Raw genomic sequence first — 13,547 nt, 5'->3', positions numbered from 1 at the left:
AACGACGACTCCATACAACTAATCCATGGAGTTGATCTTAACAAAATAACATGGGAGCAACAGTTCAAAACGATACATCAAAGGCTGCACAAAACAAAGCCTCTCAACGTAAAATCAGTGGATCAGAAGCCCTTATGATGGCTTTGGTGGCCGAAGGCGTTGATACGATTTTTGGTTATCCGGGCGGGGCAATTATGCCGGTCTACGATGCACTTTATGACTATCGTGATAAACTAAACCATATTTTAGTGCGCCATGAGCAAGGTGCTGGTCATGCGGCTGAAGGATATGCACGCATTTCAGGCAAGGTGGGCGTTTGTTTGGTAACTTCAGGCCCTGGTGCAACCAACCTGATTACCCCAATTGCCGATGCGTTGATGGACAGTGTTCCAATGGTATGCCTCGTTGGACAGGTGTCGAAATCATTATTGGGTACTGATGCTTTTCAGGAAGCAGACGTAATCGGTATGACGATGCCAATTACCAAATGGAACTATCAGGTAACTACAGCTGATGAAATTCCAGAAATTATTGCCAAAGCTTTTTACATTGCTAAAAGTGGTCGTCCTGGACCGGTACTGATTGATATTACCAAGAATGCCCAGTTTGAAGCATTAACCAATGAATTTATTAATGTTAAATGCAACAGTGTTCGCGGTTATCGCCCTAAATCAAACTATACGTATGAGCAGGTTGAAAAGGCTGCCGAGTTAATTAACGCGGCTAAAAAACCTTTCTTGTTTATTGGTCAGGGTATTTTAATTTCTAAAGCAGAGAATGAAGTACGCGAGTTGGTTGAAAAATCAGGTATTCCGGTAGCAAGTACTTTACATGGACTATCAGCTTTTCCAGCTGCGCATCCACAGTATGTAGGTATGCTAGGTATGCATGGTAATTATGGGCCAAATCTCCTTACCAATCAGGCCGATGTAATCATTGCCATTGGAATGCGTTTCGATGACCGTGTAACAGGAGATTTAAGTCGTTATGCAAAACAGGCTAAAGTTGTTCATATTGAGGTGGATCCGGCTGAGATCGATAAAAATGTAAAAACTGCAGTTTCAATCAATGCTGACGCCAAGGAAGCTCTTCAGGTATTGTTACCGTTAATTCGCAAGAATGAACACTCACAATGGTTAGCGAAATTTAATGAGTGTTATCAGCAAGAGATTGAAAAAGTAATTGAGATTGAGATACACCCGACCCAGGGCGGTTTGCGTATGGGAGAGGTGATCAATAAAATCTCTGAGAAAACCAAAGGTGAAGCGGCCATAGTAGCGGATGTTGGACAGCATCAAATGATGGCAGCTCGTTACTTTAAATTTGCTCGTACAAATTCCTTCATCTCATCAGGAGGGTTGGGAACCATGGGATTTGCACTTCCTGCTGCTTTCGGTGCTAAAGTTGCGGCTCCTGATCGTGAAGTAATCGCCGTAATTGGCGATGGCTGTTTCCAAATGACTATTCAGGAGTTAGGAACCATTGCTCAGAATAAATTACCAGTTAAAATTGTAATCCTGAATAATAATTTCCTTGGAATGGTGCGTCAATGGCAGGAAATGTTTTTCGATAATCGCTATTCATTTGTTGAATTGCAAAACCCTGATTTTATCAAAATTTCAGAAGGTTTTGGGGTTAAAGCAAAAAAAATTACTGAGCGTTGCGAATTGGATAGCGCCGTTGAAGAAATGCTTGCTTCTGAAGTTCCTTACTTATTAGAGGTAGTAGTAGAGAAGGAAGCTAATGTATTTCCGATGGTGGCAACAGGAGCCAGCGTTGAAGAAGTTAGATTACAATAATTGCCGAGCCTGACTTAGATTGTTTTATCAATAAATATTAAAATCCCTTCAGGGGGAGGGTGTAATGGAAAAGTTATATACCATATCAGTTTTTACTGAAAACAATATTGGTTTACTAAACAGGTTAACCATCATTTTTACTCGTCGTCGTATCAATATCGAAAGCTTAACTGTTTCAGAAACAGAAAAAAAAGGCATTTCGCGCTTTACCGTTGTGGTTAAGTGTACCGAAGATATGAGTAGAAAACTGGTACAACAAATTAACAAGGTAATCGAAGTGTTAATTGCATATGCTTACGATGCTGATAACATGATTTTTAGTGAGGTGGCTATTTATAAGGTGAACATTGAAGATTCAACTAAACTGACTCCGATTGTAAACCTTGCTAATGAACATGGTGCACGGGTCATGTACATGGAGCCAGGTTTTGCTGCCTTGGAAAAAACAGGAACTATTGAAGATCTGATGCTTTTTTATGACTTGTTAAAACCATTTGGCTTGCTAGAGTTTGTGCATTCAGGTCGTATTGCTATTCACAAACAGCGTAATCAAGCACATGAACTGTACCATGCCGAAGAATTAGCCGAATACGAACAAGTATTAAACTAATTTCGGTTTCTTAAATAAACAATAAAACAAATCGTATACTAAAGAACTAAAATAAAATGGCTTCAATGAATTTTGCAGATACTATAGAAGAAACCGCTGCTAAAGCAACCAGACAGAATTATTTCAACACTCTTCCATTAAGAGAAAAACTTAATCAATTGGGAGTATGTGAGTTTTTAGATAACAGCCATTTTGCTGATGGAGTAAATGCGTTAAAAGGTAAAAAAATGGTGGTTGTAGGTTGTGGTGCCCAAGGATTAAACCAGGGATTAAACCTACGTGATTCAGGTTTAGATGTTTCTTATGCATTACGTGAAGAAGCAATTGCTGAAAAACGTCAATCGTGGAAAAGTGCTACAGAAAACGGATTTGTTGTAGGTACTTACGAAGAATTGATTCCTACTGCAGATGTAGTTATCAATTTAACCCCTGATAAACAACATTCGGCGGTAGTGTCAGCAGTAATGCCTTTAATGAAAAAAGGAGCAACCTTATCATATTCGCATGGATTTAACATTGTTGAAGAAGGCATGAAAATCCGTAAAGACATTACTGTTATTATGGTAGCGCCTAAGTGCCCGGGTACAGAGGTTAGGGAAGAGTATAAAAGAGGTTTTGGGGTTCCAACGCTAATCGCTGTTCACCCTGAAAATGATCCTGAAGGTAAAGGTTGGGCACAAGCTAAAGCATATGCCGTTGGTACAGGAGGGCATAAAGCAGGTGTGTTAAAATCATCATTTGTTGCTGAGGTTAAATCAGACTTGATGGGTGAGCAAACCATTCTTTGTGGTCTATTGCAAACCGGTTCAATCCTTTGTTTTGATAAGATGGTTGAAAAAGGCATTGATAAAGGATATGCTTCAAAATTAATTCAATACGGATGGGAAGTTATTACTGAAGCCTTGAAACAAGGTGGTATTACTGCCATGATGGATCGCCTTTCTAATCCGGCAAAAATTAAAGCTTTCGAAGTTTCTGAAGAACTGAAATCAATCATGCGTCCGTTGTTCCAAAAACATCAGGATGATATTATGAGCGGTGTGTTCTCATCAACCATGATGGCAGATTGGGATAATAACGACATTAAATTGTTAACCTGGAGAGCTGCAACCGGTGAAACTGCCTTTGAAAAAACATCTGCTGCGGACGTTAAAATTACCGAGCAAGACTATTTCGATAATGGCTTACTAATGGTTGCCATGGTTAGAGCGGGTGTTGAGCTTGCATTTGAAACTATGGTTGAGGCTGGTATCGTTGCCGAATCGGCATATTATGAGTCATTGCACGAAACTCCTCTTATTGCCAACACCATTGCTCGTAAGAAATTGTTTGAAATGAACCGTGTAATTTCGGATACAGCTGAGTATGGTTGTTATTTATTTGACCATGCTTGTAAACCATTATTGGCTGATTTCATGAAAACCGTTAATACCGATATCATTGGTAAAAACTATAACGATGCTAAAGACAGCGGAGTAGATAATAAAAAACTGATCTCAGTTAATAAAGCTATTCGTTCGCATCAGATTGAAGTGGTAGGCGATGTGTTAAGACAAGCCATGACCGCTATGAAATCAATTACTACAGTTGCATAATAAAAAGAAAGTCCCGCTAAAAACGGGACTTTTAAAATGAAGTAGTGAAAGCTATTTCGAATAAGTGAATAACTTCTCAATCTCAACCAATGCAAGAAATCCCCTGCTGTCGCGGGGGATTCTTGTTTTCAACCTACTTAACAGCTCCTTGGCCATATTCAGAATCAGCAGCACAACTGAATCAATTGATTAACTGTTACTGGCACTCATAGTTCGTTGTTGGCCAAACTCTAAATACCTTCAATTAATGGCATCGAATACTTCTGAACTGGCAGCAAAGGAGTTTCTCTTTCTTATTCTTAATTTTTCTTTTCTAACCGAAAAATAAATCAGCGTACCGATACCCGGTAAAAACACAGATAATAAAACCCAAAAAAATAGTTTAGAAACACGATTACGGTAGGCGTCTACTGCTACCATAATGATACAGGTAACAATCGTTATACTCACCACCACTGCAGTAAGTAAACACACAAAAAATGGAAACATTTTTATTGGTTTTTAGTTGGTTTAATTGCAATGTTCTTGGTTTCTTTACACTACTTATACTTTTACCTGAGATTTAAAGTTTCAATTCAAAGGTTAAGTTTTTTTAATAATTAATTATAGACCATAAAAAGATATTCACAAATGTTAGCGGAAATAATAACCATTGGTGATGAAATATTAATCGGGCAGGTTATAGATACTAATTCGGCCTGGATGGGACAACGACTGAATGAAATAGGCATTTCGGTAAAGCAAATTTCATCAATCAGTGATAAGAAGGATGCCATTCTCACTGCTCTTACTGAAGCGTGCTCTCATGCGGATATTATTTTGATTACTGGGGGATTAGGCCCCACAAAGGATGACATTACCAAGCATACACTGTGTGAGTTTTTTGGAGCCAAAATGGTCTTGAATGAAGATGCCTTGAATAATATTAAGGATATTTTTGAACGTTTTAATCGTCCTTTGATAGATGTGAACATACAACAAGCGGAGGTTCCTGATAACTGTATAGTTATTCAGAACCATAATGGCACTGCGCCGGGTATGTGGTTTGAGTTTAAGGATAAAATTATTGTTTCAATGCCGGGTGTTCCTTTTGAAATGATCGGTATGATGGAGGATTATGTTTTGCCAGAACTTCAAAAACGATTTAACATAGACTCAATTTTCCACAAAACCATTATAACGGCAGGAATAGGGGAGTCATTTTTAGCTAAAGAGATCGAAGACATTGAAGATAGCTTGCCCAGTCATATAAAATTAGCCTATTTACCCAAATTAGGGCAAGTTAGATTAAGATTAAGTGCGATTGGAACTAATAAAGAGCATGTTGAAAAAGAAGTTGATCAGGCTTCGGAGTTGATTATCAATCGTATAGATAAATATGTTATTGCAACTGAAGACATTAGCATTCAAGAGGCCATACTAAATTATCTGAAAGCGAATAATCTTACATTAACCACTGCTGAAAGCTGCACAGGTGGATATATAGCCCATCTGATTACTTCAATTCCGGGTTCATCAAATGCTTATGTTGGTGGTGCTGTTACTTACAGTAATGAGCTAAAGCAAAAAATGATAGGTGTAAAGGCTGAAACCCTGGCATTACATGGTGCTGTAAGTGAACAAACCGTCATTGAAATGGCTCAGGGAGCTTTAAATACCTATCACACCGATTATGCTATTGCATGTACAGGAGTTGCCGGTCCTGATGGCGGAACTCCTGATAAACCTGTTGGTACCGTTTGGATTGCTGTCGTCTCTAAAAATCAAACAGTGGCAAAAAAGTTCCAGTTTGGCAATAAACGATTACAAAATATTGAACGAACAGCCATCAACAGTTTTTATATGTTATGGAGGTTGCTGAAAAATATCTAAACTAAAGCGTAAATGGTGCAGAAGTCAATTGTTGAGTTTCAGTTTTGATGGAAGCTTTACTTAGTGCTTCAATTTCTTTTTCGGAGATAGATAGACCTAATCCTTTTACAACGTGATTAATGTGTTCAGTAGACCATTCATTCCAGTTAATGAGTTTTATTATTTCACTTTCTGAAATTCGTTTGGCGCGTTTCGTCGTTGCTTTTTCTGGCTGTTTAATTTTTTCAACCTTGTTCTTTTTAATAAGCTCAATGGATTTAAGAACTAGATCATAACCAATATTTTCGCATTTTTTTAAGGTGCTAGATTGTGGCTCACCATTTTTTATAACAAATGATTGCTGTGTAATTATGTCACCTGCATCTTCTTTTTCACCTAAATATAGGACAGTAACACCATGTTTTAAATCATGATTCAGGTATTGCCAAATGAACGGTTGTGGCCCGCGGTAGTTAGGTAATAATGAATTATGAACATTTATTATACCCTTTGGAGCCAACGACATTATCTTAGAATCAAATAAAAAAGGACTTGAATAGGAAATTATAAGATCTGGTTTTAATGATTTGATCCAATCTAAAAGCTGATTTTCATTTTCTTTGCTGAATACAAAATGAGGCAGTTGTTTAGCAGTTGTTAGAAAACGTTTAAGTTTAATAAAATTATTCCTGATGTTAAATGATATCTTGTGTTTAAGTTGTTGATTTTTAGTGTTTTTTACAGGAAATGCAACGCCAACAATGTTAACCGATTGATCAAAGAGTAGCTTTTGAGCTAATAGATTATGCCCCGAGGTAATTAACAGTATTTTCATATGAGAGCGAATTTTTTGTCTTATGGAATTATTCACCTAGGAACAAAAATCTTACCATCTTACTCTATTAATTAGGTATATAATTTTAAGAAAAAACATATTTGCAGTTTAATAAAATACACTTTTACCAGGGTGATTGTGAGTGTACTGATAGATAAGATTTTTTATATAATCATATGAAGGATAAGTTGTGACAGACTGTTTTAACGAATCTACATTGTTCCAAATGGTATCATCGGTTATGAAACCCATTCCGTAAAACTCACCTTTCAACATCAATAGGCAACTCTGCTCATCTTGAGTTCGTCCATTTTCTATTATCGCAAAAGTTGGCAGATAATTGCAAACCGAAGCTATGGCCATATCAACCCGCTCATTGTAACTGTCACTCGACTCTGAGCCATTACAAGCTCCACGACATTCGGTCGAACAGCTTTCACCATGCTTGTTTAAAAAACATAATTTTGCACACAGTTCATAATCTTCAATCAGTTGATATAAAAATCGGTAACCATCACTCAATGAATTGAAAGTTGTTATAGCACGGAGGTTCTTAATTTTTTTGCTAATTGCTAAACGTTTATAACCATTTTGTGCATCGAATAAATACAACCCATATAATTGATCATAATGTTTAAGCGAGCGATTATACTTTGGCCAATATTTTTTGATTTCTAATGCTTCTAATACAAATGAATACAATTCGCTACCGCATTCAACATATGTAATACTGAAAATTTCTCTTAAGAACTCTTGCTTCTGTTGTGTTGATTTATTGTTGGTAAAATGGCTCAATACTCTTTTTTTCAGATCAACAGCTTTTCCTATATAAATGATCTTTCCTTTTTTATCATAGAAATAGTATACTCCTGGTTTATGAGGTAGATTCTCGATATGCTCTTTAGGGAGATTGGCAGGAAGTGAAGCTTCTTTTGAACCTTTTTTTAACGATTGAATAATAAACTGATTGGTATCATTCTCAAACAGTTTACCAAATAGGATAGAGGTGGCCTTGGCGTCGCCTCCAGCTCTGTGTCTGTTTTCAATATTAATGGCTAGTTGATTACATAATTTACCCAAGCTGTAGGATGGAAATCCAGGGAATATTTTGCGAGCCAGTCTTACGGTACATAATTTTTTAGTTTGAAGCTGATAGCCGGCCAAATTGAACTGATGATGTAAAAAAGAATAATCGAAGTTCACATTATGAGCCACGAAAACCTTATCGTTCAATAATTGATACAATGATTCGGCAATGTTATTAAACGAAGGGGCATCTTTTACCATTTCGTCTGATATGCCGGTTAATGATTGAATATGCAAAGGAATCGGTACTCCTGGATTAACCAGCGTTTCAAATTGCTCAATTACTTCTTTTCCGTTATGAACAAAAACCGCTACTTCTGTAATGCCGTTACCACTTGCATATCCACCTGTGGTTTCAATGTCTACAATAGCGTATAATGTATCGTTACTAAGCATACTTAAAAAAACTATTGCTGCAAATATAATAAAGACTAATAATTTTAGCTTATTTGGCAAATATTTTTAGTTATTAAAGATCATAAAACTATGAGCCGTTTATAAATCGCTGATTGTTAGGTTTTAAATGAGATATATAACAGTTAGGTACAAACTAAGTTTTAGGTGTTTAAATACAAATCTTGCCGGAGCTGGAAAGGAGTAGGTAAAGTAATTATTGTTTAGCACAGGTTGATAATAATAAGTAATAATTATCAATTAGAAATTGCATTATATCGCTTAATAGTGAATATTTTTTCTTTTAAAATGATCCTGTTAATTAATTGGCAATTTTTCAAAATGAATACCTTTGTTTATATCATTAATTCATGCCACATCTATGCAAATAAAAAGAATTACAGCTGCCGAAAGTAGCCTGGTAACCGACTTATTCAACAATTATCGCATCTTTTACAAACAAGCTTCGGATATTTTATTAGCTCAACAGTTTATTCAGAAAAGACTTGATAACAATGAGTCAATCATTTTTGCAGCCTTGAATGATAAAGATGAACCGATAGGATTTACACAACTGTATCCCATATATTCATCAGTAAGAGCTGTTAAAAACTGGTTGTTAAATGATTTATATGTTGATGCCGATCATCGTAAGCAAGGTGTTGGAGAACAGCTTATTAAAACAGCCTTACAGTTTGCCAAAGAAGATGGTGCAAATTACGTTGAACTTTCAACGGCTATAGATAATTATACCGCACAAAGTTTGTATGAGCAGATCGGTTTTGAACGTCAAAGTGTAGATAGTGAGTTTTATACCTATAGGATTAAAGTGGTTTAGTCATTAGATTTAGTCTATGAAGCTAATTTTTAAACCTACAAATGGTTACCCTTCCTTTTATCAGCCATATTTAGATCTTGTTCCAAATGATGGGAAATTATTGTTTCATCTGAGTGAGTTGATGTTAGAAACTGAACAATTGCTAATAAATCTTCCGGAAACGCGATTGCAGTTCAGGTATAGTGAGGGTAAATGGACAATCAAAGATATTTTGGTTCATCTTTGCGACAGTGAACGTATTATTATTTTCAGGGCTTCAAGAATTGCTCGGGGAGATAAGACTAATTTACCAGGTGGCTGGGATGGAGAACTTTTTGTACGTAATGCAAAAGCCAATGAACGGCCAATAACTGGTATATTTTACGAACTAAAAGCTTGTCGCAATGCAAGCATTGCATTTATCGAAACATTGGATAATGAATCATTAGCTCGAATTGGGATATCGAACGACTATGAAGTTTCGGCACTTTATATGGTAAATCATTTATATGGCCATCATATGCATCACTTAAATATTATAAAAGAACGATATCTGAACTTCTAAGCTTATCGGTTTCTCTTCCAAAAACGTTCACTGATTTAAATTTATGCGGATTAAAGTGTGGATTGTTTACTTTAATGTTCTTAAAACAGTAAATTATGCAAACAATAAAACCTGGGACCATTGATGAATACATTGCAAATTTCCCTCTCGAAACCCAACGTGTGTTGGAACAGATCAGAAACACAATAAAAAATGTAGTTCCGGAGGCCGATGAAAAGATCAGTTACGCCATCCCTACTTTTTATCTGAATGGCAACCTCATCCATTTTGCGGCTTATGCAAACCATATCGGATTGTATCCGGCACCAAGAGCGATTGAGGTATTTAAAGAGGAGCTTTCGGGCTATAAAGGTGGTAAAGGAACTATTCAGTTTCCATTGGATAAACCTATGCCACTGGAACTTATTGAACGGATAGTGAAGTTCCGAGTTGAAGAGAGTTTATTGAAAAGCTTAAAAAAGAAAAAGTAGAAAATCAGGAGATCATGCCATTAAAAAAACGTTTATTTATTGCCTTTTCTCTATTGCTTACTGGGTTGCTGATTTATTATTTCTATCCCGAAAGCAAACTTCCTCTCAAAACCAATATTGATAAATTAGTGGTTATTAAATCGGAAAGAAAGCTGATGGCTTTTTCAAATAATCGCTTGGTTAAAACCTATGCTATCTCTTTAGGACGAGAACCTGAAGGCGCCAAACAATATGAGGGTGATATGAAAACTCCGGAAGGCTTGTATTTTATCAATGATAAAAATGCGAATAGTGGCTATTATAAGAATTTAGGAATTTCATATCCCGATAAAAAAGACCTGGCTTTAGCAAAAAAGCTGGGAAAACCGGCAGGAGGCGATGTTAAAATTCATGGTTTAAAGAATGGGCTGGGTTTTATTGATAAGTTTCAACGTTGGTACAATTGGACTTGGGGCTGTATAGCTTTAACAAACAAGGAAATTGAAGAATTGTATTCCCATGTTGCTGTCGGAACGCCGATTGAGATTAAGCCATAAAGAATTTTATATAATATGTTAATAAGAATTCAGTCTATCCCGACTAAAAGATTAATAGGTAAACACCTTAGCATGTCTTTAATTGAAAACAGGACAGGAGAGCTATGGCGTAGTTTTATGCAAAAACGCAAAGAAATATCCACGGCAATTAATAACGACCTGATTTCGATGCAAGTTTACAATGCTTCTTACAGTTTCGAAAACTTTAATCCGGGTGCAATTTTTGAAAAGTGGGCTGCTGTTGAGGTTACTGATTTTAATCAGGTACCGGATGGTATGGAAACATTCCTATTGGAAGAAGGCTTATATGCTGTGTTTTTACATAAAGGAGCTGCAAGTACGGGTGCAAAAACTTTTCAATATATTTTTGGCGTATGGTTGCCACAATCCGGTTATACACTAGACAACAGACCTCATTTTGAAGTTCTTGGCGAAAAATATAAAAATGAAGACCCTGAATCCGAAGAAGAAATATGGATTCCGATAAAAGCTAAAAAGAAGGACTAAGCAATTTCACTCCCAACAAATAATAATGTGTTGGTGGCGGGAATTACCAGGTGAAATTCACGCATACTATATTCCCGGTCAGATGGAGGTCGGGTTTCAATTCCATCCAGTTTATCTTTTATTTCATTCCAAAGCAGATCAGTATTGTCAACTTCAAGATAAATTTCAGAACGATACTGATCATTCCATGCCTTTTTTATATGAAGGGTTAATTGTTCATTGTATAAGATCACATAGCTCTCATCATTTCTATAGCTACTAAAATTTAAGCAGTTAATCATGAACTCCACAGTTTCTTTTAAATCAAAGGAATGAACCATTGGGCTCAAATATTTTGCTTTGTAGGTCATAATATCAAGTTTTAAAGATTTTTAAGGCTATAATATTAAAATTTAAGTGAATTAGTTATTTTATTGACATACAAAAGGTTGTCTTTTTGGATTAAAAAAGATTTTGCTAATTCAAATGATTAATCTACCTTAGCTGTAGGAAAAAGAGTATAAGTTATATTTTATATTCCTTCCATTATTCTTTTTCTTTTGGTTTAGGTTAAATTAAAGGAGTTGATTCTTCCCAGGTTTCAACTCCTTTTTTTATTTGTAAGAATTAAGAAGATATTTTTTATAACAAAAAACGTCCCGGTTTTGCCGGGACGTTTTCTATTTAAGAGCAATTAAGCTTATTTTTTACGTTGTTGAGCCGCTTGCTGCTGTTTAGTCATTTCTTCTAAACGCATTTGCCATTTTGATTTCTTATTGGCATTAGGGCGCTTTTTATTCTCTTGAATTTGAGCATGGATAGCATCATCGTTCACAAACTTGCGGATAATAAACTGTTGCAAGAAAGTGATGATGTTAGCACAGAAATAATAAAAGTTTAAGCCTGCAGGGAAACTGTTTAATGCTCCCAGGAATACAATCGGCATAACGTAACCGATGTATTTCATTTGACCTGTTACTCCCGAAATACGGTTGTTCATCCAAGTATAGATCAATGTTGAAATAGTCATCAACACACACATTAAGCTTAAGTGACTGCCTAAGAACGGAATATTAACACCAAAGTTAATTACTGAATCGTAAGTAGAAAGGTCATTCATCCATAAGAATGGTTGCTGACGCAATTCAAATGAGGCAGGGAAGAAGCGGAAGAACGCAAGTAATATCGGCATTTGAAGCAATAATGGAATACAACCGGCCAATGGATTAACTCCAGCCTGTTTGTACAGCTTCATGTATTCCTGCTGTAATTTGGTTTGATCTTCTTCACCTACTTTTGCCTTAATAGCGTCCATTTCAGGTTTTAAAACCCTCATTTTAGCCTGAGAGAGGTATGAAGTGTAGGTAATTGGTAATAAAACCAATTTTAATACTACAGTTAAAATCAGAATGATGATACCATAGTTTAAGTTGAAGTTATCAAGAAAATTGAACAATGGAATTACCGCCCAACGGTTAATCCAGCCTAAAGGTCCCCAACCTAAATTCACTTCTTTTTCTAAATCATAACCTACATTTTTAAGTTGGTTAAACTGATTAGGGCCGAAATAAAATTTGAAGTTTAACTCTTCAGTTGGTTTAGCGGTGTAAGGAACCACTAAATCGGCTGATAAATTTTTAAGAGCCGGTTTGGTTAAATCAGTAACTGTATTTAAAGTACTGCCTTGAAATTTATCCTGAGCAATTAATACTGAAGAGAAAAAGTGTTGTTTAAATGAAACCCATTTCAGTGGGGCTTCTGGCTTTTCTTCTTTGTCTTTAGATTCAGAAAGATGGTCTACATCTCCACCTTCCTGTTGATAATAAACGGTAGTAAAGCTTAACTCATTCTTTTTATCTTTTTCTTGCTGGTTTAGATCGCTTTTCCACTCAAGGTTTAAGGTTTTAGCAGCGGGAGCAATCAACTGATTCATACCTACTAGTTTAACGCTGTAGTTAAGTAAATAACTATCACCTTTAAGTGAATAAACATAATCAACGTATTGAGTAGGAGAGAACGCCAAACGCATGGTTACACTGTTTGAGTCTTTTCCTGCTACAGTAAATGAAGAACCAACTGGTTGAAAGAACTCATCATTGGTATTTACATTTTTACTATTTAATGGAAGTTTAAAGCCAAAGCGATTGTCATCACCATTGAATAAAACAACCGGTTTGCCGTCAAATGTTTTCTGACCTTTGATTTCGGTGGAATATACACGGCCTCCTTTGCTTGATAAGATAACTTTGATTTTTTCGTTTTCAAGCGTAATAAATTGTTGTGTTTTAGCTACTGAAGAATCAGCAAGGTTAACACTTTTATTAGCGGCAACAGGAGTAGGCTTAATTCCTGCTTTTGCATTTTTGATCGAATCGGATTGGTGCTGATACTGTTTTACTTCAGCCTCATTTGGCTTCATAAAATACCCCCATCCTAAAAGGATGGCAGCAATCAACATCATACCGGTGAGGGTGTTTCTATCCATTTAGTGGTTTCTTATAAAT

Annotated in this window: 14 protein-coding genes; 9 read left to right on the top strand and 5 right to left on the bottom strand. The window is 36.1% G+C overall.

Translation table 11 applies throughout. The annotated features are described in order from the left end of the window. The first annotated feature begins 50 nt into the window (after window positions 1-50). From ilvB to ilvC, 3 genes are all read left to right on the top strand, one after another. Window positions 51-1,799 carry a biosynthetic-type acetolactate synthase large subunit gene (ilvB, locus tag NF867_RS12680; protein WP_252588370.1) on the top strand — a complete coding sequence of 583 codons (1,749 nt, stop codon included), beginning with the start codon at window positions 51-53 and terminating at the stop codon, window positions 1,797-1,799. A 64-nt stretch (window positions 1,800-1,863) separates the two neighbouring features. Next, a complete protein-coding gene (gene ilvN, locus NF867_RS12675) occupies window positions 1,864-2,409 on the top strand; it encodes an acetolactate synthase small subunit (RefSeq protein WP_252588369.1) in 546 nt (181 codons plus the stop codon). 56 nt (window positions 2,410-2,465) lie between these two features. After that, on the top strand, window positions 2,466-4,004 hold the full coding sequence (gene ilvC, locus NF867_RS12670) for a ketol-acid reductoisomerase (RefSeq protein WP_380725199.1): 1,539 nt from the start codon (window positions 2,466-2,468) through the stop codon (window positions 4,002-4,004). A gap of 240 nt (window positions 4,005-4,244) precedes the next feature. On the opposite strand, the gene NF867_RS12665 is transcribed toward ilvC, so the two are convergent. After that, window positions 4,245-4,493, bottom strand: coding sequence for a hypothetical protein (locus NF867_RS12665; RefSeq protein WP_252588367.1), 249 nt, complete (start codon window positions 4,491-4,493; stop codon window positions 4,245-4,247). A 141-nt stretch (window positions 4,494-4,634) separates the two neighbouring features. Here NF867_RS12665 and NF867_RS12660 point away from each other — a divergent pair, with 141 nt between their 5' ends. Further along, window positions 4,635-5,876 (top strand): competence/damage-inducible protein A, encoded by a 1,242-nt coding sequence (locus NF867_RS12660; RefSeq protein ID WP_252588366.1) that lies wholly within the window; start codon window positions 4,635-4,637, stop codon window positions 5,874-5,876. 1 nt (window position 5,877) lies between these two features. On the opposite strand, the gene NF867_RS12655 is transcribed toward NF867_RS12660, so the two are convergent. Then, entirely contained in the window at window positions 5,878-6,726 is an 849-nt protein-coding gene (locus NF867_RS12655) for a formyltransferase family protein (protein ID WP_252588365.1), read from the bottom strand. A 72-nt stretch (window positions 6,727-6,798) separates the two neighbouring features. Continuing rightward, window positions 6,799-8,172, bottom strand: coding sequence for an exonuclease domain-containing protein (locus tag NF867_RS12650; RefSeq protein ID WP_252588364.1), 1,374 nt, complete (start codon window positions 8,170-8,172; stop codon window positions 6,799-6,801). Between the two features lie 379 nt (window positions 8,173-8,551). On the opposite strand from NF867_RS12650, the gene NF867_RS12645 reads away from it, so the two are divergent. The 5 genes from NF867_RS12645 (at window position 8,552) to NF867_RS12625 (ending at window position 11,064) form a co-directional block, all read left to right on the top strand. Continuing rightward, window positions 8,552-9,007 (top strand): GNAT family N-acetyltransferase, encoded by a 456-nt coding sequence (locus tag NF867_RS12645; RefSeq protein WP_252588363.1) that lies wholly within the window; start codon window positions 8,552-8,554, stop codon window positions 9,005-9,007. Window positions 9,008-9,023: 16 nt separating this feature from the next. Further along, window positions 9,024-9,551: a DinB family protein gene (locus tag NF867_RS12640; RefSeq protein ID WP_252588362.1), complete on the top strand. Its 528-nt coding sequence runs from the start codon at window positions 9,024-9,026 to the stop codon at window positions 9,549-9,551. Window positions 9,552-9,646: 95 nt separating this feature from the next. Beyond that, window positions 9,647-10,021 carry an iron chaperone gene (locus NF867_RS12635; RefSeq protein WP_252588361.1) on the top strand — a complete coding sequence of 125 codons (375 nt, stop codon included), beginning with the start codon at window positions 9,647-9,649 and terminating at the stop codon, window positions 10,019-10,021. A 14-nt stretch (window positions 10,022-10,035) separates the two neighbouring features. Next, entirely contained in the window at window positions 10,036-10,557 is a 522-nt protein-coding gene (locus NF867_RS12630) for a L,D-transpeptidase family protein (RefSeq protein WP_252588360.1), read from the top strand. 15 nt (window positions 10,558-10,572) lie between these two features. Continuing rightward, window positions 10,573-11,064, top strand: a complete 492-nt coding sequence (locus tag NF867_RS12625) for a GyrI-like domain-containing protein (RefSeq protein WP_256471401.1) — start codon at window positions 10,573-10,575, stop codon at window positions 11,062-11,064. On the opposite strand, the gene NF867_RS12620 is transcribed toward NF867_RS12625, so the two are convergent. Beyond that, complete coding sequence (locus NF867_RS12620; RefSeq protein WP_252588358.1) at window positions 11,061-11,414, bottom strand: VOC family protein; 354 nt, start codon at window positions 11,412-11,414, stop codon at window positions 11,061-11,063. The genes NF867_RS12625 and NF867_RS12620 overlap by 4 nt on opposite strands. 329 nt (window positions 11,415-11,743) lie before the next feature. Continuing rightward, on the bottom strand, window positions 11,744-13,528 hold the full coding sequence (gene yidC / locus NF867_RS12615; RefSeq protein WP_252588357.1) for a membrane protein insertase YidC: 1,785 nt from the start codon (window positions 13,526-13,528) through the stop codon (window positions 11,744-11,746). Between the last annotated feature and the right edge of the window lie 19 nt (window positions 13,529-13,547).

The organism is Solitalea agri (assembly GCF_023914155.1).
Classification (GTDB): domain Bacteria; phylum Bacteroidota; class Bacteroidia; order Sphingobacteriales; family Sphingobacteriaceae; genus Solitalea; species Solitalea agri.
Note: the sequence above shows the minus strand (reverse complement) of the source record. Positions and strands in the feature narration are given on the sequence as shown.

What these genes read in the sequence shown, in the direction of transcription:
- ilvB (WP_252588370.1), top strand. Translation starts at nt 51, where the DNA reads ATGGGAGCAACAGTTCAAAACGATACATCAAAGGCTGCACAAAACAAA.
- ilvN (WP_252588369.1), top strand. Translation starts at nt 1,864, where the DNA reads ATGGAAAAGTTATATACCATATCAGTTTTTACTGAAAACAATATTGGT.
- ilvC (WP_380725199.1), top strand. Translation starts at nt 2,466, where the DNA reads ATGGCTTCAATGAATTTTGCAGATACTATAGAAGAAACCGCTGCTAAA.
- NF867_RS12665 (WP_252588367.1), bottom strand. Translation starts at nt 4,493, where the DNA reads ATGTTTCCATTTTTTGTGTGTTTACTTACTGCAGTGGTGGTGAGTATA.
- NF867_RS12660 (WP_252588366.1), top strand. Translation starts at nt 4,635, where the DNA reads ATGTTAGCGGAAATAATAACCATTGGTGATGAAATATTAATCGGGCAG.
- NF867_RS12650 (WP_252588364.1), bottom strand. Translation starts at nt 8,172, where the DNA reads ATGCTTAGTAACGATACATTATACGCTATTGTAGACATTGAAACCACA.
- NF867_RS12645 (WP_252588363.1), top strand. Translation starts at nt 8,552, where the DNA reads ATGCAAATAAAAAGAATTACAGCTGCCGAAAGTAGCCTGGTAACCGAC.
- NF867_RS12640 (WP_252588362.1), top strand. Translation starts at nt 9,024, where the DNA reads ATGAAGCTAATTTTTAAACCTACAAATGGTTACCCTTCCTTTTATCAG.
- NF867_RS12635 (WP_252588361.1), top strand. Translation starts at nt 9,647, where the DNA reads ATGCAAACAATAAAACCTGGGACCATTGATGAATACATTGCAAATTTC.
- NF867_RS12630 (WP_252588360.1), top strand. Translation starts at nt 10,036, where the DNA reads ATGCCATTAAAAAAACGTTTATTTATTGCCTTTTCTCTATTGCTTACT.
- NF867_RS12625 (WP_256471401.1), top strand. Translation starts at nt 10,573, where the DNA reads ATGTTAATAAGAATTCAGTCTATCCCGACTAAAAGATTAATAGGTAAA.
- NF867_RS12620 (WP_252588358.1), bottom strand. Translation starts at nt 11,414, where the DNA reads ATGACCTACAAAGCAAAATATTTGAGCCCAATGGTTCATTCCTTTGAT.
- yidC (WP_252588357.1), bottom strand. Translation starts at nt 13,528, where the DNA reads ATGGATAGAAACACCCTCACCGGTATGATGTTGATTGCTGCCATCCTT.